Below are 25,840 nucleotides of genomic sequence, written 5' to 3' on the forward strand. Positions count from 1 at the left end.
TATTTTCTCTCGCAGATTTTGCAGATCTAGCCGATTTTCTTTTTTTTAATTCAAAATCTGCCGAATCTACAAAATCTGCGGGAAAAAATCTTTGCGACTTAGCGCCTTTGTGGCAAAACCTACTAAATCAAGCAAATCACAAAACTCGTTTTATCCTCATCCGTTTGGTAACTTAGATAACCTCCATGCGCTTCTATAATATTTTTGGAAAGCGTCAAACCAATTCCTGCTCCATCTTTTCTGGTGGTAAAAAATGGCAAGAAAACTTTATCTCTAATTTCTGCGTCTACTCCTTTTCCGTTGTCTGAAATCACAATGAAAAAGCGATTATTTTCTGTATAACTAGAAATTATTAATTTCTTTTCTGTTTTTTCTTTTAATGCATGAATACTATTGGTAATCAAATTGATAATTACCTGCTCCATCTGATTTTTATCAATCATAATCGAACGGGAACTGTGTATTTCATTCACCAATTCTATTCCTTCTTCTTTCAAAATCGGACTCATAATTCGAAGACAATCTTCAAACAAAGCATTAATTGGCGTCATTTGTTTGTTTGGCGTTGGCAACATTGCTAGTTTACGGTAATTCTCTACAAAAAACTGCAAATGATCACTTCTATTTATGATTGTCGAAATACTGCTTTTGATGTCTTCAAAATCGTCTTCTTCCAACTCTTCCTGATCTACAATATGAAGCAGATTCTGCGAAAGCGCACGAATGGGCGTTAGAGAATTCATTAATTCATGCGAAATAATCTTCATTAAATTAATCCACGCTTCTTTTTCTTTCTTCTCAATAACGCGCTGAATACTGTCGAGCAAAATGATAAAATACTCTTTATCGTAGGTTTGAGTATGAGAAGTCTGCAACATAAAAGTCTGCAAATCCTGATCTTCAATTTTGATAGAAATAGCGGTTTTTAACTCTGTAAAACTAACCTTTTCAATTTCACCACACAAACTCGGAAGATAGTTTTTCAGGTATTTCCAATGGCTTACTTTTGGCACTTTAAAAAGATTCGAAAAACAGTCATTCATTATAAAAATGGACCAATCCTCATTTTCTTTTTCTAAGATTAAAGCAGCGGTGTCTATACTGTTCAAAATCGAACGATAAATCAATTCTTTGGAAATCTGCTCTTGTTTCTGAACCTTTAAAGTATCATACAAAAGATACAGACTATTGAAGTTGTCTTTTTTATGTCCTTCTGGAAAATGGGCAGAAAAGTCGTCGTGTAGAATCGAGTTTATCGTTTTGTCATAAAACAGCAATTGGTTTTTGACAAAAAAATACATTTCGAATAGGAAAATCAAAACGAAAACGCCAACCAATAAAGCGTTGTATTGAAATCCTTTATAGAATAATAATGCACTGGCAAGGAAGAGCACCATTACAAATAGGACTCTCACGAACAAGGCATTATAAAATTTCCAATTCTTCATTATTTTTTTGTTTACCACGGATTGTTTTTTTTCTTGCCACAGATTAAAAAGATTATAGAGATTTTTTTATCTGTTAAATTTGCAAAATCTGCATGAGACTAAAGACAAAGCAAAAATCTTGATTCTTGCCTCTTGCTTCTTCCTCTTTAATTCTTCAAATCGTATTTCTCTATTCTTCTGTACAACGCAGCGCGCGACAAACCTAATTCTTCGGCAGTTTTGCTGATGTTTCCGTTGTGCTTGAAAAGTGCTTTTTCAATTGCGCCTTTCTCCATTTCCGATAACGGATTTTCATCATTTTCCTGAATTTCTTCAAAATCCAAAATATCCAGATCCATTACCGAAATGATGTTATTTTCAGCCAAAATCAAAGCGCGTTCGATCTTGTTTTCCATTTCGCGCACATTTCCTTTCCACGGATATTTTTCTAGATATAAGGCAACATTATCTTCAAAATGCCAATTTTCCTGATTGTATTTTTCGGCAATCTGTTCCAGAATAAAATTTGCCATTGGCACAATATCGTCTTTTCTTTCGCGCAAAGACGGAAGATTGATTTCCATTGTATTAATTCTGTACAGCAAATCTTCACGGAAAGTTTTATTTTTTACTTCTGTTTTTATATCGCTGTTGGTTGCTGCAATAACACGAACATTAAGTGGTCTTGATTTGCTTTCGCCTAAACGCGTTACAGTTTTGGTTTGCAAAACATGTAATAATTTAGCCTGGAGATGAAGCGGAATATTCCCAATTTCATCTAAGAAAATAGTTCCGTTCGAGGCATTTTCAAAACGTCCTGGAGTATCAATTTTAGCATCGGTAAAAGCACCTTTGGCGTAACCAAAAAGTTCGCTTTCGAATAAATTATCACTTAGAGAACCTAAATCTACATGCACAAAAGGCTGATTTTTTCTTTCCGAATGCTGGTGAATATATTCTGCAAAAACATATTTTCCTGTTCCGTTTTCACCCAAAATCAGAACATTGGCATCTGTTCTAGCCACTTTTTCGGCTATAGAATATGCTTGTTTTATTTTAGCTGAAGTACCAACAAAATATTTCTTTTCGGCCTTCTCTGTTTTTTCTGAAGTTGTTTTTTTGCTGTTTTTTCTGCTTTCAATAACTGCTTTATCAATAACTTCCAACAGCTTTTCGTTATTCCAAGGTTTTAAAACATAATCAAAAGCTCCAATTTTAATACCTTCTACAGCAGTTTCAATTTTACCAAAAGCGGTCATTAAAATCACAATTGTATTCGGAGAAAGCGTTTTAATTTCCTTCAGCCAATGAATTCCTTCTCGGCCGTCTTCAAAACCAATTCGGTAATTCATATCCAACAAAACCACATTTATGTCATTTTCGCTTAAGATTGAAATGATTTTTTTTGGACTATTAGTTGTAAAAATGGTCTCGAAATGTTTTTTAAGAATCATTTTTGCAGAAAAAAGAATTTCTTCCTGATCGTCAACAACTAATATTTGGGCTAGTTTTTTTCTCATGTGGTCTTTTTTCTGTCCGCTTCCGAACGGTCAACTGTTCATTATCGGACACTGCTTTTTTAACGTGTTTTCTAAAGCTTCTTTAAATTCAACACTTTACAAATAATAAATTTTATGGCACAGTATTCACCTATTGATTATCAGTAAAATAATTTAAAAAATGGACACGATAATTCCTCGTAAAAATAGAAAATTTAGGTATCTCGCAATAGCAATTGCTGTTTTTTTAGTTTTGCTAACCATTAGTGTTTTCGCATTCAATACCAAAAGAACTTTAAATGTAAAAGCAGACGAACTGGTAATTCAAAAAGCAGAAAAAGCCTTTTTTGAAGATTTTGTAGTTTTTCAAGCAAAAGTAGAACCTTTGAATGTTATGCTTGTGAATGTTACCGAGGGAGGTTCTGTAAAAGAAATCTTTGTAGAAAATGGCGCAATGGTTACCAAAGGACAATCGCTGGCTCGTTTATACAATCCGAACACAGAATTAAATTATCTTACTCAAGAAACGGCTATTATTGAGCAAATCAACAATTTGAATACTGGAAAATTAAACATTAGAAATCAGGAATTGAACTTAAACAAAGATTTAGTTTTAATTGAACACGACTACAACGATGCAAAGAGATTGTATGATATGAATGCAAAACTGTATGAGAAAGATGTAATTTCTAAAAATGACTGGAATACTTTTAAAGAAAGCCTACGTTTTCAGGAAGAACGCAAAAGAACAATTCAGCAAAGCATTCAAAAAGAAAAACAAAGCAATCAGGTTCAGATTTCTCAAATAAACCGTTCGATCCAAACAATGGAAAAGAGTTTGGATATTCTGAGAAACAATAAAAAGAACTTCTTAATTACAGCTCCAGAAACAGGACGATTAACTTCTTTTGAACCTGTTTTAGGAAAAACTTTTCAAGCAGGCGCAAGCATCGGAAGAATTGATTCTAACAAAGGATATAAACTTATTGCTGAAGTAGACGAGTTTTATCTAGAAAAACTTAGAGAAGGATTAAAAGGACAGGTAGAATTTAAAGGTAAAAACCTTGAAGTTATCGTGACCAAAGTAATTCCGGAAGTTAAAGGCGGACGATTTACTGTAGAACTTGCTTTTGTAAGTAAAGAAAATATTGTTTTGCAGGACGGACTTAGCTTTGGCGTAAAATTGATTTTGTCTGAAAAGAATAGAACCTTAGTGATTCCAAGAGGAGCGTTTAACCAAGAAGCTGCAGGAAAATGGATTTTTGTTGTAAACGGAAACAAAGCGATAAGAAGAAACATCAAATTAGGACGTGAAAATCCTTCGTATTATGAAGTTTTAGAAGGTTTAAAAGAAGGCGAATCTGTAGTTACTTCTTCTTACACCGATTATAAAGATATTGAAGAGCTTTCTCTTGAGTCGCAGTCGCAGTAGAGGGTCGCAGTTTTCATTCACAGTTTACATTTTACATTTTACATTTTACATTTTACATTTTACAATTATAAAAAATCAATCATCAATCAAAAAACGTATTTAATAACATTTCAAAACCTTAAAAATTATGATCACAATTCAGAATTTAACCAAAGTTTTTAGAACAGAAGAAATAGAAACTGCTGCTTTGAGCGGTATCAACGTAGAAATAAAAAAAGGAGATTTTTTAACTATCATGGGGCCTTCGGGCTGTGGAAAATCGACTTTATTAAACATAATCGGGCTTTTGGACAGTGCAGATGGTGGAAGCTACAAATTATTAGATCAGGAAATGATTGGTCTAAAAGAAAAAGGAAGAGCACAAGTACGTAAAGAAAACATTGGTTTTATTTTTCAGAATTTCAACTTAATCGATGAGCTTTCTGTTTACGATAATATCGAATTGCCTTTGCTTTACAACAATGTGAAAGCTTCTGAAAGAAAACAGAAAATTGAAGCGATTGCAGAAAAGCTAAACATTTCCCACCGTTTGAAACATTTCCCACAACAGCTTTCTGGAGGACAGCAACAAAGGGTTGCGGTTGCAAGAGCTTTGGTAAATGACCCTAAAATTATTTTGGCCGATGAGCCAACAGGAAACTTAGACAGTAAAAACGGTAATGAAGTAATGGAACTTTTAACCGATTTGCATGCTAAAGGTGCTACTATTTTGATGGTTACCCACTCTGATTATGATGCTTCTTTTTCGCAAAGAACCATTCATATGAAAGACGGAGTTATATTTTCTGAAAAGTTAAATCAACGAAATGTTGATGTTTTTATGGACGCTAAATAACAAAGTGATGATTAAAATTATTGTTACTGCACTGGTAGTTCTGGTAGAACTGGTGTGCAAAATATTTACTATGATTTAAAACCGAAAGGTTATCCAAAAACAACCACATCAACTATAAAAAATATACTTCAAAATGATTTTTAACTGGTTTAAAATATTTATATATCATTTAAAGCAAAGCAAACTGTTTTCGTTTTTAAATGTTTTAGGATTAAGCATCGGAATTGCGGGCGTAATCTTTGCCATTTTATATTGGAACAATGAGCATTCTTACGATCAATGGAATCCTGAAAAGGAGAATACTTATATGGTCCTTAATAGACTTAGCAATGGAGATACATGGGGCTCCAATTCTATTCCGTTTGGCGAGACTTGCAAAGCTTCTATTCCTGAGATAGAAAATGTGTGCTTCTTTCATACATGGTACGATGAAGACATAATCAAATATCAGAATCAAAAACTGATGACAAAAGACATCCTTTCTAGTGATGAAAATTTCTTTGATTTTTTCCCTTTTGAAATTATTAAAGGTGCTAAAAGCAATATTTTAAAAGAAAAAAATAGTGTTGCAATTTCTGAAGAACAAGCATTATTAATCTTTAAAAATGAAGATCCTATTGGAAAATCTATTTCTTATGGCAATAAAAACTATACGATAAAATCGGTATACCGCATCATTAGGCCGTCATCTGTAGAACCTTCTTTTGTTTTTAGTGATGTAAAGAGAGAAGGCGACCTAGATGCATGGGGAAATTTTAATTATGGTTTGCTTATTAAAACAAAGAAAAATGCAGACATTTCTACTGTTTTAAAGAAAATGCAAAATGTTTATTTTGTAAATAGAACTGTAAAAGATGCCAAAGAAAGCGGTATGACTGTGGCTCAGTACGTAAAAGAAAACGGTGAAATAAAAGTCATTTTAGATCAATTAAAAACATCTAGATTACACGGAACAAAAAGCTCTGCCGGACAAAATTATCCTGAAGGTGTAGGAAATTTAAAATTGCTTTACATCATGGCTGGCTTATCTGTTTTGATTTTAGTTTTATCATTGGTTAACTACATCAATTTAGCAACAGCATCGGCTATAAAACGTGCAAAAGAAGTTGGAGTACGCAAAATTGTAGGTGCTTCAAAAAACCAGATTATTATTCAGTTTATTTTTGAAACCGCAATAATTGTAACATTATCTATTTTGTTTGCTTTGGCAATTGTAGAACTTTCATTACCGTATTACAACAATTTTTTAAACAAAACACTGACTATGAATGGCAGTGAATTCTACCTGCAACTCATTTTTATTTTTGGATTAGTTATTGTTCTTGCGGGTATTTTCCCTGCCATTTATATCTCAAACTTTGAAACTCTAAAAGTTTTAAAAGGCAATTTCTCTCGCAGCAAAAGTGGTATCTGGATTCGAAATTCGATGCTTATTTTTCAATTCGGAATTGCAGCATTCTTCATCATTGGAGCGCTAATTGTTAATTCTCAGGTAAAATATATGATGGAGAAAGATTTGGGCTTTAGTGGCGATCAGGTCATTTCTATTCCTTATAATACTGTAGACAGACTCAAAAGAACTGACGATTATTTAGTTTCAAAACAAGAAATTAAAAAAATTCCGGGCGTTGTTGATGTTACTACATTTGCAGGAGCCTTTGGAGGTAATTCAGGTTCAAGTTCGGGATTTAAGCACAATGGGATTTTCGTACAGCCAAAAAACATTGAAATGGATTTTGGTTTCCTAGATATGATGAAAATAAAAATAGTTAAAGGTCGCGATTTATCTCCTCAATACGCTTCAGATACTATAAGCAGCATGCTTATGAACGAAACGTTGGTTAAAATGTTAAACTTGAAAGATCCGATTAATACCGTTATAACTTCGGGATGGAGCATCAACAATGGCGACAATTTAAAGTTTAAAATTGTTGGAGTAGTAAAAGATTTCAATTTGATGGGATTACAAAATAAAGTTCCACCAATGGTTTTTATAAATCTTAAAACTTTAAAATGGAACAACTTTGGTAGTGTGCTTGTTAAGGTTTCTCCAAATAATTTAACAGAAACGTTAGATAAATTGAAATTATATTGGGAGAAAAATGTAAACCCAGACTATCCGTTTGATTACGAATTTGTTAACAAAGGATTTGCAAAGACTTATGAGCAGCAAGTGAAGCAAAAAAACCTATTTTTTATTCTAAATTTGGTTGTAATTATAATTGCTGTGTTCGGATTGTTTGCTTTGGCATCATTTTCGATGGAGAGAAGATTGAAAGAAATCGCCATTAGAAAAACTTTAGGAGCTGAAACAGATATACTCTTAAAAGAATTATCGAAACAATATATTGTTTTCTGTTTTATAGGATTTGCAATCGGAATTGTTCCTGCTTATATATTATTACAGAAATGGCTTGAGGATTTCGCTTTTAGAATTGGAATATCGACCATTCCGTTTGTAATTGCCCTGATTTCACTTTTGTTCCTAACTTTAGTGATTGTTTTAACAAAAGCATTTCAGGTAACTAGAATAGATGTATTAAAGTATCTAAAATACGAATAAGCTTGTAGACCATTTTTTTTAAAGAAGCCCGACAGATTTCAGTAAAATCCGTCGGGCTTCTGTTTTTAGTCTTTCATTGTTACAGAATCATTATAGATCAGCTTGTCCAGACTTTGGTCACGATTGTATACATCTGGAAAAAAATTAACTTCTCCATTGTCCTGAACCCAACACGTAAAATAACCTATATAAACCGGAATTTTGCGTTTAAGCATACATGTTGTTTCTTTTCCGCCATTCATAGCACTGTCAATTTTGTCTGCTGGCCAATCTGGATCATCTTTTAAAATATGCAATGCAAGCTGTTTGGCTTCTTTTACATTTATACAACCATGACTGAAAGTACGGTTTTCAAAATCAAACAAACTTTTTGCGGGTGTATCATGCATATAAATATCGTTCGGATTCGGGAACATGAATTTTACTAATCCAAGAGAATTTTTTGGCCCAGGTTTTTGCCTTACTTTACCTCCGTTCCATTCCATATTATGTTCTTCCAGATAGTTTTTATCATTTGCAATCTGAAGTTTTAGTTCATTTTGAATAATGCTGTTTGGCACATACCAATACGGACTAAAAACAATTCGATCCATATTTCCACTAAAAATCACCGTTTCACTAAGTCTGTTACCAACAAAAATGTCCGAAACTAGATCATATTTTCCGTCCTTAACATAAAACAGCCTGAATGAAGGAATATTAACCATAACATACTCTTCTGCTTTAGCCAGCTTGGTCGGAATCCATCTGCATCTTTCCATATTCAGCATAATGGTTCTGATTCTCTTACTAATCGGCTCATTCATCTGATTGACAATATCTCTGGTAAGGGCATAATTTATCTTTAAATTATATCTTTTCTTATAATTTAAAACTCCCGCCATCAATTCTTCATCATAAATATCACTTCCTGAATCTTTTTTTAAATCTCCTACAACATACAAGCGATTTCTAATTTGCTTTATGGCAATAGCCGTATCGTCTGGTCTTAGATCTTTAAAATTAGCACTGTCAATCGAAATTTTCTGCCATAGATTATCGGTTTCTATTTTACGATATTTTTTTAGCGCGTCTTTCAATCTGTAGTATTGGCTAAACAAAAGATTATCATCTTTATCCAATCGATCAGAATCTACCATTAATGAATCTAGAATGTGAGTGTATGAAATAGATTTTGCGGGCAGATACCATCCTATTTTTTTCAATGTTGCGGGATCAACACCAGAATATACATTGCTGGCATAAAATACATACATACTCGTCAATAGTAATTCGGTATCGAGCTGAGATGGTTTGTTTGAAGAGCTTTCGTTAAAAGCCTCATCAATTTGTTCTTTATAGGGCATTTTTTCTTCAATTCCCTGATCTTTCAAAACATTTACTTTTTGGTACAATAAAGATCCAAATTCGGTTATACTTTTGTCATCATACCAAATAGATTTGTACGCTTTGGCCTTATAAATACCCTCAACATCTTTCTGGTATTTTTTAAGCTTAGGGTATTTTTTAAAAAAGGCATTAATAGAAGCCGCGTCAAGAGTAATGACCGCAACAGCTTTTCGATTTGTCAAATCAGCCTTGCCTTTAGCATTGTTGGAAAACGAATTAAATGAAAATGCAAAAAAACTGACTGTAACAATAATTAAAGAAGAAGTAAAATTTCGCATATTTTTAAAGTTTTAAATGGTAAATAACTTTAAAAAAAATACCGAAAACCCAATAAATTACTCAAAAAACCTTAGTTTTCACATATTTTTTTTATGTCTGGTAATCATCGATTTGGGTAATCAAATATAACGAAGTTTTGTGAGAATTTTATTTATTTGAAAGAAAACTTATGGAAAATAATTCGTTTAAAACGAAAAAACTTTTCGGCCTTTATTAAAACGATCGATCTTACTCAAATTATGATTTCTGGTAAAAATGAATACAGCATAATTTTGAATAATCTCAATATCAATAATTACAATTCAAAAACGCTTAATTTCCGAACTTAATCTGTTATCTTTGCACCCTGAAATCAGTTTAAATAAATATAATCTTATAAGATTGATTTTGGACAATAAAAAAATAGCCCATTACAATGAAACTAGATAGAAAAGAAATTCTAAAAGCCTTAGAGACAATCACTATTGCTGGAGAAGGAAAAAATATGGTTGAAAGCGGCGCTGTAACCAATGTCATTACATTTGGAGATGAAGCTGTTGTAGACCTTGTATTGCATACACCTGCTATGCACATCAAAAAAAGAGCAGAAGATGATATTAAAAAAACAATTCATGATCTAATATCGCCAGATGCAAAAGTAAAAGTAAACATTAAAGTAGAAGCTGCAGAGAAACCGGAAATTAAAGGCCGTGCTATTCCTGGAATTAAAAATATTATTGCCGTTGCTTCTGGTAAAGGAGGAGTAGGAAAATCTACTGTAACTGCAAACTTAGCTGTTACACTTGCAAAAATGGGTTTTAAAGTTGGTGTTTTAGATGCCGATATCTACGGACCTTCTATGCCAATCATGTTTGACGTTGAAAACGAAAAACCTGTTTCTATAGCTGTTGACGGAAAATCTAAAATGAAGCCAATTGAAAGCTACGAAATCAAAATGCTTTCAATAGGATTTTTTACCGCACCAAGCCAAGCCGTAATCTGGAGAGGTCCAATGGCTGCAAAAGCATTAAATCAAATGATTTTTGATGCAGATTGGGGAGAATTAGATTTCATGCTTCTAGATTTGCCTCCTGGAACTGGAGATATCCACCTTTCTATCATGCAGTCGCTTCCAATTACTGGAGCTGTTGTAGTAAGTACTCCACAAGCTGTGGCACTTGCAGATGCTAAAAAAGGGGTGGCAATGTTTATGCAAGACAATATCAACGTTCCTGTTTTAGGAATTATAGAAAATATGGCGTATTTTACACCAGAAGAATTGCCAGAAAACAAATATTATATCTTTGGCCAAGAAGGTGCTAAAAACCTTGCTGAAGATTTAGGAGTTCCATTTTTAGGAGAAGTTCCAATTGTACAATCTATTCGCGAAGCAGGAGATTACGGTCGTCCGGCAGCATTGCAGACTGGTTCTCCAATAGAAACAGTTTTTGAAGAAATTACGAGAAACGTTGTACAAGAAACAGTAAACAGAAACGAAAGCTTACCAGCAACAGAAGCCATCAAAATTACAACAATGGCAGGTTGCTCGGCAGTTAAAAAATAATTAGATAATTGAGATAAAACTAATGAGATAATTTGAAAATTAGACAATTAGATCATTTTGCTCAAAGTGAATTTTCTAATTATCTAATTGACACATTTTCTAATTGATAAAATTATGACAACAGAAGAATTAACAAGTAATGTTTTATTGGCCTTAGATGAGATAAGACCATTCTTAAAATCTGACGGCGGAGATATTTCATTAATCTCTATCGAAGATGACAAACATGTAAAAGTTCGTTTGGAAGGTGCTTGCATTAGCTGCAGTGTTAATCAAATGACACTAAAAGCAGGTGTTGAAACAACAATAAAAAAATATGCTCCACAAATTGAAACTGTGGTAAATGTAATGTAACAAATAGTTCCTTTTTCTTCAAAATTAAACACTCGTGGTTTAACAAGAATAATAGGTGTTTTATTATTTAATTGAAAAAACAATAAAATAACACCAAAAAAAAGGCTCTTTTTGCCACATTCATAAAAAACAATGCAAAGTTTTAAGAGTTTCTGTTAAGGAATTGTTACATTTTTAACTTAAATTTGTCAACATAACCCTTAAATCTTAAACTTATGAGAAACTTTTACGCTCTTTTTTTATTATTTTTTATAAGCGCTGTAAATGCACAACAGGGCCAAACACTATTTGCTGAAAAAGCTTGGGTAAATGAATCAGAGGAATGGTCAGATTTCCAATATTCAGGACAAATCATTTTTTCTACAAATGGCAAAACTGAAGAAGGCGCTTTAAGAATTGGAAACTATGATTTCTTATATGATCTTTGCGACGGAAAAGCAAAGTTTTCAAATAAAGCAACCTATAGCTCCGCCGATTTTTCGCATCCGCGAAAGCTTAGCGCGCAAACAGACAAACAAGGAATTTTAAACTCTACATACGAAGGGACCTTAATTTTCCAAGCAGACAAAGATTATTACTCTGTTATTTCTCTAGTTACAATACTAGAAAAAGGAGGTAATATTATTGGTGTAAAAATGCGCCTTAAAGATGGTAATAGAAAAGAATACGCTTTTAGCTTAAAAGAGAAAAGTTAAAATTAATAAAGAGTTTGAACACGTTTTCAAATTCTACAGTAAATTCCAATAATCAAAAATGGATGTATTAATTAAAATTAAAGATCGAGAAGGAGTTATACACGAATTACAAGCTCCAACCGATATGGCAATGAACATAATGGAGTTATGCAAAGCATACGAACTTCCTGTTGAAGGAACCTGCGGAGGAATGGCCATGTGCGCTTCTTGCCAGTGTTATGTTCTAAATGATGTTGCATTACCAGAAATGGGAGATGATGAAGAAGCTATGCTTTCGGAAGCATTTTACGTGAAGTCTAATAGTCGTTTAGGCTGCCAGATACCAATTACTGAAGATTTAGAAGGATTGGAGTTAGAATTAGCTCCTGAATACTAGAAAATAAATTCCAAAATTTTAAAATTCCAAATTCCAAAATGCATTTTGTGCACTTGGAATTTGGAATTTTTTTTAATTGGAATTTAAAAAACCGCTTGGATCAAAAGGTTCAAATTCTCTTTCAGAAAACGCTTCTGTCAAAATACCAGACGAACAAAGCCACGAAATTGTTTCTTCAAGTGTATTTCCTGCTTTATAAATCATTTCGCTATATCGTGGCAGAATATAATATTGGCTGTTTAAAAGAATGATTTCATCTCCATCAAAAGTATCTCCAACTCTAATCGATTTTAGCACTTCTTCTTTCGTTAAAACTTCTCTTCCTTCGTCCCAAAACCAATATTCAGTAATACGGTTTTTCCATTCTTCTAAAGTAAGAATTATTGTTTCAGGAAGATAAACTCTTACATAAGTTCCTCCTAAAATCCCGCTTCCGTAATTTTGAACATATTCTTTGTAATCGTCATCAAAAGTTATATTTAATGTCTTCTCGCACGCCAGAATATCCTCTTCGTCGGCTATAAATAGATCCGTTTTTTGTGTATTGTAATTTGGAATAATCTTGTAGTTATCGAAATTCATAACGCTTAATTTTTAATTGCTAAGTTACTATTTATTAAAAATATTTCTCACAAAAAAACCGTAATTACATTACTGCAATTACGGTTTTCTCTTTATAACAATTTTATTTAATCTCTCGATTATACCAAACCAGCTTTAATTAAATATTCAGCGATTTGAATTGTGTTTGTTGCAGCTCCTTTTCTTAAGTTATCAGCAACAATCCACATATTTAATGTATTTGGCTGGCTTTCGTCACGACGGATTCTTCCAACAAAAACATCATTTTTACCTTCTGCATATAATGGCATTGGATAAGTAAAAGTATCCAAATTATCTTGAACCACTACTCCATCAGTATTGTGTAAGATTTCACGAACTTCGTTTACATCAAAATCATTTGTAAACTCAACGTTTACAGCCTCACTGTGTCCACCAACAACTGGAACACGAACAGCAGTTGCAGTAACTCTGATAGTGTTATCACCTAAGATTTTTTGAGTTTCGCGAACTAATTTCATTTCTTCTTTAGTGTACCCGTTTTCTTCAAAACTGTCGCAGTGTGGAATTGCATTTCTGTGAATTGGATATTTGTAAGCCATCTCACCTTGAACTCCAGCGTACTCGTTTTCTAATTGTTTCACCGCTTTTACACCAGTTCCTGTGATAGATTGGTAAGTAGAAACAATGATTCTTTTAATGTTGTATTTTTTATGCAAAGGAGCCAAAGTCATTACCATTTGAATAGTAGAACAGTTTGGATTTGCAATAATTTTATCTTCTTTAGTTAAAACATCAGCATTGATTTCTGGAACTACCAATTTTTTAGTAGGATCCATTCTCCATGCAGACGAGTTATCGATAACAGTTGTTCCAGCAGCAGCAAATTTTGGAGCCCATTCTAATGAAGTATCTCCTCCAGCAGAGAAAACAGCAATATCAGCTTTCATATCAACAGCTGTCTGTAATCCTACTACTTTATATTTAGTTCCTTTGTATTCGATTTCTTTTCCTACTGATCTTTCTGATGCAACAGGAATTAATTCTGTAACAGGAAAATTTCTTTCTGCTAATACTTTAAGCATTACTTCGCCTACCATTCCAGTAGCGCCTACAACTGCAATTCTCATTTTTATATTTTTAAATAATCAATTAATCTAATTTGTATCGCAAAAGTAAGTATAATAAAAGTTATGGCAAGGTGATTCACAAAAAATAACAAATTGTTACAAAACAAACATTTTGTAAAAAAACCGCCTCTTTAGAAGGCGGTTAAATTAGACTTAGTGTAGCGGTATTATATTTTTATTTATTTTTCAATAAATCTCTAATCTGTGTCAATAATTCTTCTTGAGTTGGTCCAGCTGGAGGCGGTGGTGCAACATCTTTCTTTTTTGCATGATTCATTCCCTTAATTATCAAGAATAAAACAAAAGCCACAATTATAAAGTTAATTACTGCCGATATAAAGACTCCATACTTTACACCTCCAAAAGCAGTCAACTGTTCAATAGTCGATAAATGCGCAGCATCTAAAGCTGGTTTCAACAGCAATGGCGTAATTACATCTTCAATAAATGAGCTGACAATTTTACCAAAAGCAGCTCCAATGATCACCCCGACAGCCAGGTCAACCACGTTGCCTTTCATTGCAAATTCCTTAAATTCAGAAAAAAATCCCATATCGTATCTGTTTATATTTATAATTAAGTAATATCGAAAATACGCAATTTTATTGGAAATTCTTAATATTATCTAAAAAATACCCTCTTAACACGTTGTGAAATACTCGTCATAATCTCATACGGAATTGTTTTTAACGCTACAGCCATCTCTATCACAGTCGGGCTTTCGCCGAAAATAATTACCGAGTCACCTTCTTTACAATCGATATGGCTGACATTAACCATCAGCATATCCATACAGACACTGCCAACAATTTTTGCTTTCTGATTTTTGATTGTTACATAACCGATTTCATTACCCCATAATCTCGAAATTCCGTCTGCATAACCAATTGGAATTGTAGCAATTTTTGTTTCTCGGTCAGCCATAAAACGGCGTCCGTAACCTACGCTGTCACCAGCTGGAATGGTTCGAATTTGAGAAATTATAGATTTTAACGTTCCCACATTTTCCAGATATTTCTGTTCTGCAGGATCGTTTGAAACTCCATACAATCCGATTCCCAAACGCACCATACTGTATTGCGCGTCTGGAAAATTACTGATTCCAGAAGTATTTAATGTATGACGAATTGGATTGATATTTAATGCTGACATCAGTTTTGAAGACAGATTTTCGAACAAGGCAATCTGCTGTCGCACAAAATCAAAATGTTTCGGATCATCACTTGTTGCTAAATGAGATAAAATACTTTGAACACGAACGCTCGAATTTCCTTTTAAAGTCGCAATCAGTTCATCGATTGTATTGTTTTCAAAACCTAAACGATGCATTCCTGTATCCATTTTGATATGAATTGGATAATCTTTTAAGTTCTTTTCGCGTGCAATTTTCAAAAAGGCATTTAATCCTTTTAAGCTATATATTTCAGGTTCCAACTGATATTGAATCATAGATGGAAAACTAGTCGATTCTGGATTCAAAACCATAATGGGAACTTTTATCCCTCCATTTTTCAACGTTATTCCTTCATCGGCGAAAGCCACTCCCAAATAATCTACTTTATGATGTTCTAAAAGTTTAGCAATTTCTAAACCGCCGTTTCCGTAACCAAATGCTTTTACCATAACCATCATTTTGACATTTGGTGCCAGTTTTGACTTGTAATAATTAAAGTTATGGCTAATAGCATCGAGATTAATTTCAAGAACTGTTTCGTGTGTTTTCTCTTCAAGAAGCGAAACAATCTCTTCAAACTGAAAAGATCTAGCTCCCTTTATCAGAATCGTTTCATTATTAAAATTCAGATTATCGATATCAGCTATAAAATCGGCTGTATTTTGAAACATAGTACTGTTTGGAAATTTAGCTGCAAAAGAAGAAATCGTTGCGCCAATACCAATGATGCGGTTTATTTTATTGTCTGAAATTAACTGGGCAACTTTAGAATACAATTCTTCATTTGCAAATCCGCTTTGGAAAATATCAGATAAAATAACAGTTTTTGAAGCGCCTTTTTTCTTTTGGCTTTCTAAGAAATCCAAAGCAATTTTAAGCGATTGAAAATCGGAACTGTAACTATCATCAATAATACTGCAATTGTTGATTCCGTTTTTTACTTCAAGCCGCATTCGAACAGGATAAAGCATCTCAATTCGACTTTGAATAGTTTCTTGATCGTAATTAAAATGCAGCAAAACCAATAAACAGGAAATAGCATTTTCTATAGAAGCCGAATCGTTAAACGGAATTTCTAAATTGAAAATTTCATTTTTGTATTGATATTGAATAAAAGTATGATCGTTTTTACCTTCTCTTTTTTCAATAAAAACATCTGCTTTTTTATCTGTAAAACTCCAAGAAAAAAGCTTTCTCGGGTGAATCATATATTCTGCCGCAAACTGAGTCAGACATGATTCTACGACTTCTGTTTTTTGATAGATAATTATCGGGCAATCTTTAAACAAAAGTAGTTTTTCATCAATCTTCTGCACTAAATTTAAAAACCCTTCATCGTGTGCACTTCCAATATTAGTGAGCACACCAATTGTAGGTTTAATTATTTTTTCAAGATGAATCATTTCGTTAACTGTCGAAATTCCAGCTTCGAAAATGCCTAAATTATGTTTTTCGTTAATACCAATTACCGAAAGCGGAACTCCAACTTGAGAGTTGTAGCTTTTTGGACTTCTAATAATATTATAATCAGGACTCAACAAGAAATTAAGCCATTCTTTTACAATCGTTTTACCGTTACTTCCAGTTAATCCGATAACTGGAAAATGGAAAAGATTTCTGTAATAAGCCGCAAATTCCTGAAGTGCCAAAAGTGCATTACCAACAACTAAAAAATTAGCTTTGTCTATATAACCATCTGGAATATACTGAACCACAAAATTCTGAACTCCGTTTTCTATTAAGTCTGGAATAAACAAATGAGCATCGTTGTTAACACCGGCCAGAGCAAAAAATAAAGTCTGTGATCCGTTTTGAAGTGAACGGCTGTCAATTGAAATATGATCGATTAAAACATCAGCATTTGTACCAATCCATTTGGCGTTAAGTACTGAAACCAGGCTTTTTAAATTTAGACTCATTTCGGAATTTCTTTTTTTCAAATTTAAAAAAAGGTTTGCCACGAAACTCCTAAATTTTCACTAATTATTCCATTTATATGAAAGTGTAGAAAAAGTAGATTTGCCACGAATTACACGAATTCACACGAATTAATTTTTTTTTATAATCTGCTAAATCTGCGTGAAAATTTTTAGCCACAGATTACAAAGATTATCACTGATTTCTAAAAAACCAGCCACCCATTCCGCAAATTAATTTTAAAAAAATCTGCGAGATCTGCTACCCGAGCGATAGCGAACAGGCGAAGCAAATCTGCGTGAAAAATTTCTTCCCCAGATTAAAAAAAGTATCACTAATTATAATCCTTTTAAATCCGGTTATCCCGATAGCTATCGGGAGTGGAAAAAAAATAAATCGTGTGAATTCGTGTAATTCGTGGCAGAAAACATTTATTGATTATATTTGTTTTTAGACCACAAATTTGCAAGTTTTGAAAAAAGTACTTCCACTATTCTCCTATATCTTACATCCGATTTTTATATCGTTATACGCAACTTTGTTTTACTTATTTTACAAAGATGATGTTTTCAGCACAAACGAAAAGTATTTTGTCTTAATTCAGATTTTGGTCATTAACATCATTGTTCCGATCTTATTTTATCTATTATTAAGATCGACTGGACACGTAAAATCAATAATGCTAAGTCAGACATCAGAACGAACTATTCCTCTTATTTTACAGTGTTTTTTATATATTTTATTAGTAAAAAGAAGCATTGTAATTACACGTTATCCAGAGCTTCACTTCTTTTTTCTTGCCGCATTGTTCAGTACTATTTTAGCATTGGTATGTGTGCTGTTCAAGACAAAAGCAAGCTTGCATATGGTCGCAATCTCAGGTTTAACGATTTTTGTTATCGGATTAAATATTCATCTTCAGCTGCATAATCCTTATTGGCCAGCTTTACTTATTTTATTATCAGGAATTGTAGCTTCATCTCGCTTAGAAATGAATGCGCATACTTCTAGAGAAATCTTAATTGGATTGTTTGTTGGAATAATGCCACAACTTTTATTTTTATACTTGTGGTTATAAAATATAAAAAATCAGTCCTGCATTTAAGGTTTTCATATTGATTTTTTCTCCATTCAAAGTTGTTGCCGACTTAAATAACGGATTTAAGCCGTAATATATATAAACGTTCCAGGTATTATATCCTGCGGCCAGATATGGTCCGTACTGAAATTTATTGATATCTCCGTTGTTTTTGATTTTATACGTTTTTTCGCCATCGTCAAGAGTAGAGGCGCTTGAGAAAACATAACTCAGTTTAACTCCACCATAGATACGCCAGAATTTAGTACTTTCATACGTCGAATTACGCCATCTGAATTCTATTGGAAGATCTACAGAATATTGTCTGTAACGATTGGATACAAATTGCCCATAATCGTTAACTCCATATATTATTGATCCCGAACCATCTTCAGAAATAGTCAGATTCTGATAATAATTCTGATAACTCAACCCTAATCCAGCAGCAATAGCAACGGTTCTTGATTTATTCACCGGCATATCGCGCAAAAAACCTCCTGAAAGTCCAAGAGAAAATTTATTCTGTTTGAAATCGATTGGAATATCCGTAAACATATTATAGGTAACCGAAAAATAAAACTGATCTTCTCGATATAAAGAATCTATTTTTACAACTGGTTTTATCTCAGGCTTAACGTCTTCTTGCGCAAAAGAATTTAAAAAAGTGAGTAAAAATAAGCAGCTAAAAATAATTCGCATATCGTGTTTTTGATTTTAAAGAGGTAATTATAAATAAACGTTTTTCAATGTCCATTTATTTCACATACAAATATAATATAATGCTTTCTGCAGAAACGATAAGAAGTAAAATATTCTCATTTTGACTCCTAATAAAATTAATTGCTGCATTATTTTCAATAAATCAACTCGCTGAAAGAAAAAATTAATCAATTTTGTTTTTATCTTTTATACCTTTGCAGTGTATGAAGAAAAAGCAGCTCATATTAAGTTTATCGTTTGCTGTAACAATATTGTTTTCGATATTGTTTCAGTCGATACACAGTTATGAGCATATTGTAAAGCAGCTTTCAGAAAAACAGTGCCATCACAATTACAATGATCCGAGCGGAGAAATAACGCATCAGCATCATGATTATGAGGTTTGTTTTGTTTGTAATTTCGCCTTCGGAAGTTACATTGTTCCAGAAACTTTTCAATTTCAATTTCATTCTTTTGAAAAAGAATTTGCTTATTTCTTACCCGTTACAGAGAAAATTTTCTCTATTTCATCTCCTTCGTATTTCTTACGCGGACCTCCTGCATTTATAGTTTCTTAGGTTATCGATTTTTCGAAAAAAAATCACATTTCTTTTCATTTAAATTCAAAACAACATTGAGTTTCCTAATCCTAATCTTCTAAATTGGGATCAGAATGCTTTAATGTCGCGTTTGGTTTTTATTTGAAGAAAAATTCAATTTAACTATAGCATCATTTTCAAATGAAAAAATATATAATAGCCCTTATTTTAGGGTTTTCGAGCATACTTACTGCTCAAAATTCGGTTTCGGGAACAGTGACCGATAATCAAAATCAGCCATTGCCCGGAGTTTCTGTTTATGCTCCCGAATTACATAAAGGAACTACAACAGACGCAAACGGAAAATATGAACTGAATAATCTTCCAAACGGAAGCCTACGCATTGCTTTCACGTATGTTGGATATGCAAATCAAAATAAAACTATCGCAAAATTGCTTAAGCAAAATACGCTAGATATTACTCTTGAAGAATCTATTTTAGAAATGGATGAAGTAGTAGTTTCTACACCTTTCAATAAACTGCAATCGCAAAACGTAATGAAGATTGAGCACGAAAGCATCAAAACATTACAGCAAAAAGGAACCTCAACTTTGATTGAAGGTTTAGCAACAATTCCAGGAGTTTCTCAGATTTCAACAGGAACTTCTATCGGAAAACCAGTAATTCGCGGACTTAGCGGTAATCGTGTTTTGGTTTATTCTCAGGGAGTTCGTATCGAAAATCAGCAATTTGGAGATGAGCATGGTTTGGGTTTAAATGATGCTGGAATAGAAAGTGTTGAAGTTATTAAAGGACCAGCTTCGTTATTGTATGGTTCTGATGCTTTGGGAGGTGTTTTATATTTCAATCCTGAAAAATTTGCTGATGCTGGTGATTTTAAAGCTAATTTCAGTCAAAAATATTTTACGAATACACAAGGAAGCAACTCTTCTATCGGATTAAAAACGTCTACAGATAACTGGAAATTCTTAGCAAGAGGAAGCTACAATACACATTCTGATTATAAAATTTCTGGCGGTGATCGTGTGACAAATTCTCGTTACAACGAAACGGACTTTAAAACTGGAATTGGCTACAGCAATTCGACTTTTTCAAGTGTTTTGAGATACAACTATAACAAATTGGATATCGGGATTCCAGAAGACGGAATTGCAGCACAATCTTCAAACAAAGACACACAATTTCCAAGACAGGGAATTTTCAATCATTTATTGAGTTTGAATAATGTTATCTTTTTTGAAAATTCTAAACTTGATGTAGATTTAGGATATATTGCCAATGACCGAAGTGAGTTTGAAGACAGCAATGAAGCTTCGCTTCACATGAAATTGAACACTTTCAATTACAATGCGAAATACCATTTCCCTAAATTCGGTAAAATCGAAACTATTATAGGAGTTCAGGGAATGCATCAGACCAATAAAAATTCTGGAGAAGAATATTTAATTCCGGATGCCACAACTAATGATTTTGGAGTTTTCGGAACAGCCAATTACGAATGGGACAATAGCGTTATTCAAGCCGGATTGCGTTTTGACAACCGAAATATTACTTCAATAGCACACGGAAATGAAGGTGAAGAAGGTTATTTTCAGGCCTTAGACCGATCTTTTGATAGCTTTAATGCTTCTTTAGGTTATAAAACAAAACTGGCAGAACCTTTAACGCTTCGTTTGAATGTTGCCACAGGATTTAGAGCTCCAAACTTGGCTGAATTGACTTCAAATGGTGTTCATGAAGGAACAAATCGTTATGAAATTGGGAATGCTAATTTGAAAACAGAGCAAAACGTTCAGACCGATTTGAACTTGGAATACAAAAACACGCACTTTGAATTTTTCGTAAACGGATTTTACAATCACGTAAACAATTACATTTATACTTCGCCAACCGGAGAAGTTCTAGATAACAATGATGTTTTTGCTTATGTTCAGGATAATGCACAATTGTATGGTGGCGAAGTTGGGTTGCATTTTCATCCTCACCCTTTAGACTGGTTGCATTTTGAAACTAGTTTTGAAACGGTTACAGGTAAAAAAGAGAACAAAGATTATCTTCCTCTGATTCCAGCAAACAATTGGAATAATACACTTAGAACTGAATTTAATATCAAAAACTGGCTGAGCGAAGGTTTTGCTTCATTGAACGTTTCTTCGACTTTTAATCAAGATAATGTAAGCGGTTTCGAAACAGCTTCTAAAGGTTATACTCTAGTAAATTTAGGTTTTGGAGGAACTGTTAAACTAGGAAAAACGGCTTTCGATATTAACTTAAACGGAAACAATTTATTCGACAAAAAATATATTGCACACCTTTCTAGATTAAAGACAGACGGTATTCCGAACATTGGAAGAAATATCGTTTTGGGGGTTAACTTTAATCTGTAACAATTTTAAACCATATAAGTCACATAAGTAAAATTAAGCAAACCGTTTAAATGAACTTACATTACTTATATGGTTTAATTTTTCATTTCAATTTTCACAACAAAAAGTGCTATTTTTGTTATAACAGATAAAAACTAACTATGAAAAAAACATTTTTATTAATGGCAATTACAACTGCAGGAATATCATTTGGACAAGGCAAAATACAATATCCGCAAACAAAAAAAGGAGAAACTGTTGATGTTTATTTTGACACCAAAGTAAGCGATCCCTACCGCTGGTTAGAAGATGATAAATCTGCCGAAACTGGTGCTTGGGTAAAAGCCGAAAACGAAGTTACTTATGCTTATTTAGATAAAATTCCGTTTCGCGAAGAACTTAAAAAGCGAATGGAAAAACTTTGGAACTACGAAAAAATTGGAGCTCCATCCAAAGAAGGAAAATTTGCTTATTACTCTAAAAACAACGGACTTCAGAATCAATCTGTTGTTTACAGAAAAGATGAAAATGGCAAAGAAGAAGTTTTCTTAGATCCAAACACTTTTTCTAAAGACGGAACAACTTCTCTAGGCGGACTTGATTTTTCTGAAGATGGAAGCAAAGCAGCTTATGCAATTTCTGAAGGAGGAAGCGATTGGAGAAAAGTAATTATCATAGACGCACTTTCTAAGAAAATTGTAGAAGATACTTTGGTTGATGTGAAATTTAGCGGTGTTTCATGGTATAAAAATGAAGGTTTCTACTATTCTAGTTATGACAAACCAAAAGGAAGTGAATTATCTGCTAAAACAGATCAGCACAAATTGTATTTCCATAAACTAGGAACTTCTCAAAAAGATGATAAAGTAATTTTTGGTGCAGATCAAAAAAGAAGATATGTTGGCGGATATGTTACTGAAGACAACCGTTATTTGGTAATCACGGCAGCTAATTCGACTTACGGAAACGAATTATACATTAAGGATTTAACAAAACCGAACAGTCCAATCGTTACTATCGTAGACAACTTTAATAGCGATAGCAACGTCATTGAAAACGAAGGAAGCAAATTGTTTATTGAAACAGATTATAACGCACCAAACAAACGTGTTGTAACGGTTGATGCAGCAAATCCGAAGCCTGAAAACTGGAAAGATTTTATTAAAGAAACCAAAGATATATTATCGCCATCAACTGGTGCTGGTTATTTCTTTGCCAATTATACTAAAGATGCCGTTTCATTTGTACAACAATATGATTACAGCGGAAAATTAGTTCGCGAAATCAAACTTCCAGCTGTTGGAACTGCTGGTGGATTTAGTGGTAAAAAAGAAGATAAAATCTTGTACTACAGTTTTACAAATTATACAACTCCGGGAAGTATCTATTCTTTTGAACCAAAATCTGGCAAATCTGAAGTATATGCAAAACCAAAAGTTGATTTCAAGAGTGAAGATTATGAGTCTAAACAAGTTTTTTATACGTCAAAAGATGGTACAAAAGTTCCGATGATTATTACGTATAAAAAAGGAACAAAATTAGACGGTAAAAACCCAACTATTCTTTATGGTTATGGCGGATTCAATATTAGTTTAACACCAAGTTTTAGTATTGCCAATGCGGTTTGGTTAGAAAATGGTGGAGTTTACGCAGTGGCTAACCTTAGAGGTGGTGGTGAATACGGAAAAAAATGGCATGATGCTGGAACAAAAATGCAAAAACAAAATGTGTTTGATGATTTTATTGCTGCTGCAGAATACTTAATTGCTCAAAAATACACTTCTTCTGATTATTTGGCTATTCGCGGAGGATCTAACGGAGGTTTGTTGGTTGGAGCAACGATGACACAGCGTCCAGATTTAATGAAAGTAGCATTGCCAGCGGTTGGAGTTATGGATATGCTTCGTTATAATGCCTTTACAGCTGGAGCAGGATGGGCTTTTGATTACGGAACTGCTCAAGACAGCAAAGAAATGTTTGAATATTTAAAAGGATATTCACCTGTTCACAACGTTAAACAAGGAACTCATTATCCTGCAACAATGGTAACGACTGGAGATCATGACGATCGTGTAGTTCCTGCGCACAGCTTCAAATTTGCTTCTGAGTTACAAGAAAAACAAACTGGAGAAAATCCGGTTTTGATTAGAATTGACGTTAAAGCAGGTCACGGAGCAGGAAAATCTGTTGCGGCTACGATTCAAGAGAACGTAGACATTCAAGCTTTTACACTTTACAATATGGGTTTTAAAGCTTTACCTAAAAAATAAAACTTTAAGCTAAATTTTTTATTAGCCACGAATTCACGAATTATTTTTGTGAATTTGTGGCTTTTTATTTTGCCACGAATTACTCTAATTTCCACTAATTTAAATTGAGGAAAATCTCATTTATATATTTTTTTTACCACAGATTAAAAGAATTAAAATGATTTAAATATCTATGCGTTTACTTTAGTAATCTGTGAAAATCCATTAATCTGCGGCAAACATCAAAAAAATAATTCGTGGAAATTAGTGCAATTCGTGGCAAACCTTTTTTAAATTTGAGAAACTAAAAACTTAATCAATGGAAATTATAAAATGGGGAATTATTGGGTGCGGAAATGTAACCGAAGTAAAAAGCGGGCCAGCTTTTCAGAAAGCTCCAAATTCGGCTTTAGTTGCAGTTATGAGAAGAGATGCGGCTCTTGCCGAAGATTACGCCAAACGCCATAATGTTCCGAAATGGTATTCTAACGCGGAAGATTTAATAAATGATCCCGAAGTCGACGCCGTTTATATCGCTACTCCTCCATCTTCTCATAAAGAATACACCATTTTATGCGCCAAAGCAGGAAAACCAGTTTATGTGGAGAAACCAATGGCTTTGACATTTGAAGAATGCAACGAAATGATCAGCGTCTGCAAAGAACATAATGTTCCTTTGTTTGTTGCTTATTATAGAAGAGCTTTACCTCGTTTTTTAAAAATAAAAGAAATAATCGATCAGGGAAAATTAGGAACAATCAGGCACGTCAATTGTGTTTTGTACCATCCTTTTGAAGCACGTTACGATGACGAAATCAATCTTCCTTGGACTGTTTTACCACATATTTCAGGAGGCGGAATCTTTGTGGATTTGGCTTGCCATACTTTAGATTTCCTTGATTTTGTTTTAGGTCCAATAAAATCAGTTCGCGGACATGCAACTTCTCAATTAAAAGCATATCCGGCAGAAGACGCAGTTTCAATGTCCTTTTTATTCGAAAACGGAATTCATGGTTCAGGAATTTGGAATTTTGCAAGTTTTGAACGTTATGATAACACTGAAATTGTAGGCGATAAAGGTAAAATCTCTTTTTCTACTTTTGGGAATGACCCTATTCACATTCAATATGCAAATGGAGAAAAAGAAAGCATTACAATTGAAAATCCATTACATATTCAGCAACCGTTTATTGAAACTGTTATTGCCGAACTTTTAGGGAATGAAAACGCCTCTCCATCGAAAGGAAATTCTGGAGCTAGAACCACTTGGGTTATTGATCAAGTTTTGAAAGAGTTTAGAGAAGCTTCAAAATAGTATTGTGTTGAATTGCCTCACGCTTTAACTGGAGGAATACATTAAAAATCTTTGTCAAAGTTTAAAACTTTGACAAAGATAAAACTGGACAGTTTGTCATTTCGAGGAACGAGAAATCTTCGCGAGAAACTCCTTTCCAATTGTCACCAATCTTTGTAGAGCTACTTGTGGAGATTTCTCGTTCCTCCTTTAGATTTGTTTTTTTAATTTTAAGTAGATTTATGATTGAGAAAGGAAGCAAAAGTAAACTATTCGTTCCTCTGAGCTTGAGACTTATATTTCGATTAAGACTTTAGCTTCCCTTTTATCAAAGACTCAGATAGAAATTTGGGCTTGAGACCCGTTATCAAGGAGTTGAGCTTATGATAAATTTCTCAAATCATTTGTTGAATCGTAAA

The 25,840-nt window shown here is 33.3% G+C and carries 20 protein-coding genes; 12 read left to right on the forward strand and 8 right to left on the reverse strand.

The features are described 5' to 3' along the window. Window positions 1-122: 122 nt before the first annotated feature. Together AC5ZCW_RS17925 and AC5ZCW_RS17930 are read right to left on the reverse strand one after the other, a co-directional pair. A complete protein-coding gene (locus tag AC5ZCW_RS17925; RefSeq protein ID WP_496121074.1) occupies window positions 123-1,448 on the reverse strand; it encodes a sensor histidine kinase in 1,326 nt (441 codons plus the stop codon). A 146-nt stretch (window positions 1,449-1,594) separates the two neighbouring features. After that, window positions 1,595-2,947 carry a sigma-54-dependent transcriptional regulator gene (locus AC5ZCW_RS17930; RefSeq protein WP_496121075.1) on the reverse strand — a complete coding sequence of 451 codons (1,353 nt, stop codon included), beginning with the start codon at window positions 2,945-2,947 and terminating at the stop codon, window positions 1,595-1,597. Window positions 2,948-3,107: 160 nt separating this feature from the next. Here AC5ZCW_RS17930 and AC5ZCW_RS17935 point away from each other — a divergent pair, with 160 nt between their 5' ends. From AC5ZCW_RS17935 to AC5ZCW_RS17945, 3 genes are all read left to right on the forward strand, one after another. Next, window positions 3,108-4,358 (forward strand): efflux RND transporter periplasmic adaptor subunit, encoded by a 1,251-nt coding sequence (locus AC5ZCW_RS17935; RefSeq protein ID WP_343540403.1) that lies wholly within the window; start codon window positions 3,108-3,110, stop codon window positions 4,356-4,358. Window positions 4,359-4,485: 127 nt separating this feature from the next. After that, window positions 4,486-5,193 (forward strand): ABC transporter ATP-binding protein, encoded by a 708-nt coding sequence (locus AC5ZCW_RS17940; RefSeq protein ID WP_111376033.1) that lies wholly within the window; start codon window positions 4,486-4,488, stop codon window positions 5,191-5,193. 133 nt (window positions 5,194-5,326) lie between these two features. Beyond that, window positions 5,327-7,756, forward strand: a complete 2,430-nt coding sequence (locus tag AC5ZCW_RS17945; RefSeq protein WP_496121076.1) for an ABC transporter permease — start codon at window positions 5,327-5,329, stop codon at window positions 7,754-7,756. A 65-nt stretch (window positions 7,757-7,821) separates the two neighbouring features. On the opposite strand, the gene AC5ZCW_RS17950 is transcribed toward AC5ZCW_RS17945, so the two are convergent. Further along, window positions 7,822-9,423, reverse strand: coding sequence for a L,D-transpeptidase family protein (locus tag AC5ZCW_RS17950; RefSeq protein ID WP_496121077.1), 1,602 nt, complete (start codon window positions 9,421-9,423; stop codon window positions 7,822-7,824). Window positions 9,424-9,839: 416 nt separating this feature from the next. Here AC5ZCW_RS17950 and AC5ZCW_RS17955 point away from each other — a divergent pair, with 416 nt between their 5' ends. The 4 genes from AC5ZCW_RS17955 (at window position 9,840) to AC5ZCW_RS17970 (ending at window position 12,392) form a co-directional block, all read left to right on the forward strand. Beyond that, the gene (locus tag AC5ZCW_RS17955) at window positions 9,840-10,967 is read left to right on the forward strand and encodes an Mrp/NBP35 family ATP-binding protein (protein WP_281634574.1); all 1,128 of its coding nucleotides are present in this window, start codon (window positions 9,840-9,842) and stop codon (window positions 10,965-10,967) included. A 114-nt stretch (window positions 10,968-11,081) separates the two neighbouring features. Continuing rightward, a complete protein-coding gene (locus tag AC5ZCW_RS17960) occupies window positions 11,082-11,321 on the forward strand; it encodes a NifU family protein (RefSeq protein ID WP_095929732.1) in 240 nt (79 codons plus the stop codon). A 215-nt stretch (window positions 11,322-11,536) separates the two neighbouring features. Continuing rightward, window positions 11,537-12,016: a hypothetical protein gene (locus AC5ZCW_RS17965; RefSeq protein ID WP_177211246.1), complete on the forward strand. Its 480-nt coding sequence runs from the start codon at window positions 11,537-11,539 to the stop codon at window positions 12,014-12,016. Window positions 12,017-12,074: 58 nt separating this feature from the next. After that, on the forward strand, window positions 12,075-12,392 hold the full coding sequence (locus AC5ZCW_RS17970; RefSeq protein WP_091490641.1) for a 2Fe-2S iron-sulfur cluster-binding family protein: 318 nt from the start codon (window positions 12,075-12,077) through the stop codon (window positions 12,390-12,392). Window positions 12,393-12,464: 72 nt separating this feature from the next. Here AC5ZCW_RS17970 and AC5ZCW_RS17975 read toward each other — a convergent pair whose 3' ends face one another. The 4 genes from AC5ZCW_RS17975 to AC5ZCW_RS17990 form a co-directional block, all read right to left on the reverse strand. Continuing rightward, the gene (locus AC5ZCW_RS17975) at window positions 12,465-12,974 is read right to left on the reverse strand and encodes an SMI1/KNR4 family protein (RefSeq protein ID WP_343540408.1); all 510 of its coding nucleotides are present in this window, start codon (window positions 12,972-12,974) and stop codon (window positions 12,465-12,467) included. 119 nt (window positions 12,975-13,093) lie between these two features. Beyond that, window positions 13,094-14,083: an aspartate-semialdehyde dehydrogenase gene (locus AC5ZCW_RS17980; RefSeq protein ID WP_496121079.1), complete on the reverse strand. Its 990-nt coding sequence runs from the start codon at window positions 14,081-14,083 to the stop codon at window positions 13,094-13,096. 175 nt (window positions 14,084-14,258) lie between these two features. After that, window positions 14,259-14,636 (reverse strand): large conductance mechanosensitive channel protein MscL, encoded by a 378-nt coding sequence (gene mscL / locus AC5ZCW_RS17985; RefSeq protein ID WP_111376040.1) that lies wholly within the window; start codon window positions 14,634-14,636, stop codon window positions 14,259-14,261. A gap of 68 nt (window positions 14,637-14,704) precedes the next feature. Continuing rightward, a complete protein-coding gene (locus AC5ZCW_RS17990) occupies window positions 14,705-17,176 on the reverse strand; it encodes a bifunctional UDP-N-acetylmuramoyl-tripeptide:D-alanyl-D-alanine ligase/alanine racemase (protein WP_496121081.1) in 2,472 nt (823 codons plus the stop codon). A 470-nt stretch (window positions 17,177-17,646) separates the two neighbouring features. Here AC5ZCW_RS17990 and AC5ZCW_RS17995 point away from each other — a divergent pair, with 470 nt between their 5' ends. Continuing rightward, window positions 17,647-18,252, forward strand: a complete 606-nt coding sequence (locus AC5ZCW_RS17995) for a hypothetical protein (RefSeq protein WP_343540412.1) — start codon at window positions 17,647-17,649, stop codon at window positions 18,250-18,252. Here the strand turns inward: AC5ZCW_RS17995 and AC5ZCW_RS18000 are convergent. Further along, on the reverse strand, window positions 18,247-18,951 hold the full coding sequence (locus AC5ZCW_RS18000) for a porin family protein (protein ID WP_343540413.1): 705 nt from the start codon (window positions 18,949-18,951) through the stop codon (window positions 18,247-18,249). The two genes, AC5ZCW_RS17995 and AC5ZCW_RS18000, sit on opposite strands and share 6 nt — an antisense overlap. Window positions 18,952-19,175: 224 nt before the next feature. Here AC5ZCW_RS18000 and AC5ZCW_RS18005 point away from each other — a divergent pair, with 224 nt between their 5' ends. From AC5ZCW_RS18005 to AC5ZCW_RS18020, 4 genes are all read left to right on the forward strand, one after another. After that, complete coding sequence (locus AC5ZCW_RS18005; protein WP_281634568.1) at window positions 19,176-19,529, forward strand: hypothetical protein; 354 nt, start codon at window positions 19,176-19,178, stop codon at window positions 19,527-19,529. Between the two features lie 162 nt (window positions 19,530-19,691). Beyond that, complete coding sequence (locus tag AC5ZCW_RS18010; RefSeq protein WP_496121082.1) at window positions 19,692-21,899, forward strand: TonB-dependent receptor; 2,208 nt, start codon at window positions 19,692-19,694, stop codon at window positions 21,897-21,899. Window positions 21,900-22,039: 140 nt separating this feature from the next. Next, the gene (locus tag AC5ZCW_RS18015; RefSeq protein ID WP_496121083.1) at window positions 22,040-24,148 is read left to right on the forward strand and encodes a prolyl oligopeptidase family serine peptidase; all 2,109 of its coding nucleotides are present in this window, start codon (window positions 22,040-22,042) and stop codon (window positions 24,146-24,148) included. A 298-nt stretch (window positions 24,149-24,446) separates the two neighbouring features. After that, a complete protein-coding gene (locus AC5ZCW_RS18020; protein WP_496121084.1) occupies window positions 24,447-25,442 on the forward strand; it encodes a Gfo/Idh/MocA family protein in 996 nt (331 codons plus the stop codon). Window positions 25,443-25,840 lie beyond the last annotated feature (398 nt).

The sequence above is a fragment of the Flavobacterium sp. PLA-DH12 genome (assembly GCF_059511845.1).

Bases quoted from the DNA above. Each gene is read 5' to 3' on its own strand.
- AC5ZCW_RS17955 (WP_281634574.1), top strand. From the start codon at position 9,840: ATGAAACTAGATAGAAAAGAAATTCTAAAAGCCTTAGAGACAATCACT.
- AC5ZCW_RS18010 (WP_496121082.1), top strand. From the start codon at position 19,692: ATGAAAAAATATATAATAGCCCTTATTTTAGGGTTTTCGAGCATACTT.
- AC5ZCW_RS17970 (WP_091490641.1), top strand. From the start codon at position 12,075: ATGGATGTATTAATTAAAATTAAAGATCGAGAAGGAGTTATACACGAA.
- mscL (WP_111376040.1), bottom strand. From the start codon at position 14,636: ATGGGATTTTTTTCTGAATTTAAGGAATTTGCAATGAAAGGCAACGTG.
- AC5ZCW_RS17960 (WP_095929732.1), top strand. From the start codon at position 11,082: ATGACAACAGAAGAATTAACAAGTAATGTTTTATTGGCCTTAGATGAG.
- AC5ZCW_RS17925 (WP_496121074.1), bottom strand. From the start codon at position 1,448: ATGAAGAATTGGAAATTTTATAATGCCTTGTTCGTGAGAGTCCTATTT.
- AC5ZCW_RS17930 (WP_496121075.1), bottom strand. From the start codon at position 2,947: ATGAGAAAAAAACTAGCCCAAATATTAGTTGTTGACGATCAGGAAGAA.
- AC5ZCW_RS18015 (WP_496121083.1), top strand. From the start codon at position 22,040: ATGAAAAAAACATTTTTATTAATGGCAATTACAACTGCAGGAATATCA.
- AC5ZCW_RS18020 (WP_496121084.1), top strand. From the start codon at position 24,447: ATGGAAATTATAAAATGGGGAATTATTGGGTGCGGAAATGTAACCGAA.
- AC5ZCW_RS18005 (WP_281634568.1), top strand. From the start codon at position 19,176: ATGAAGAAAAAGCAGCTCATATTAAGTTTATCGTTTGCTGTAACAATA.
- AC5ZCW_RS17980 (WP_496121079.1), bottom strand. From the start codon at position 14,083: ATGAGAATTGCAGTTGTAGGCGCTACTGGAATGGTAGGCGAAGTAATG.
- AC5ZCW_RS17965 (WP_177211246.1), top strand. From the start codon at position 11,537: ATGAGAAACTTTTACGCTCTTTTTTTATTATTTTTTATAAGCGCTGTA.
- AC5ZCW_RS17945 (WP_496121076.1), top strand. From the start codon at position 5,327: ATGATTTTTAACTGGTTTAAAATATTTATATATCATTTAAAGCAAAGC.
- AC5ZCW_RS17935 (WP_343540403.1), top strand. From the start codon at position 3,108: ATGGACACGATAATTCCTCGTAAAAATAGAAAATTTAGGTATCTCGCA.
- AC5ZCW_RS17950 (WP_496121077.1), bottom strand. From the start codon at position 9,423: ATGCGAAATTTTACTTCTTCTTTAATTATTGTTACAGTCAGTTTTTTT.
- AC5ZCW_RS18000 (WP_343540413.1), bottom strand. From the start codon at position 18,951: ATGCGAATTATTTTTAGCTGCTTATTTTTACTCACTTTTTTAAATTCT.
- AC5ZCW_RS17975 (WP_343540408.1), bottom strand. From the start codon at position 12,974: ATGAATTTCGATAACTACAAGATTATTCCAAATTACAATACACAAAAA.
- AC5ZCW_RS17990 (WP_496121081.1), bottom strand. From the start codon at position 17,176: ATGAGTCTAAATTTAAAAAGCCTGGTTTCAGTACTTAACGCCAAATGG.
- AC5ZCW_RS17940 (WP_111376033.1), top strand. From the start codon at position 4,486: ATGATCACAATTCAGAATTTAACCAAAGTTTTTAGAACAGAAGAAATA.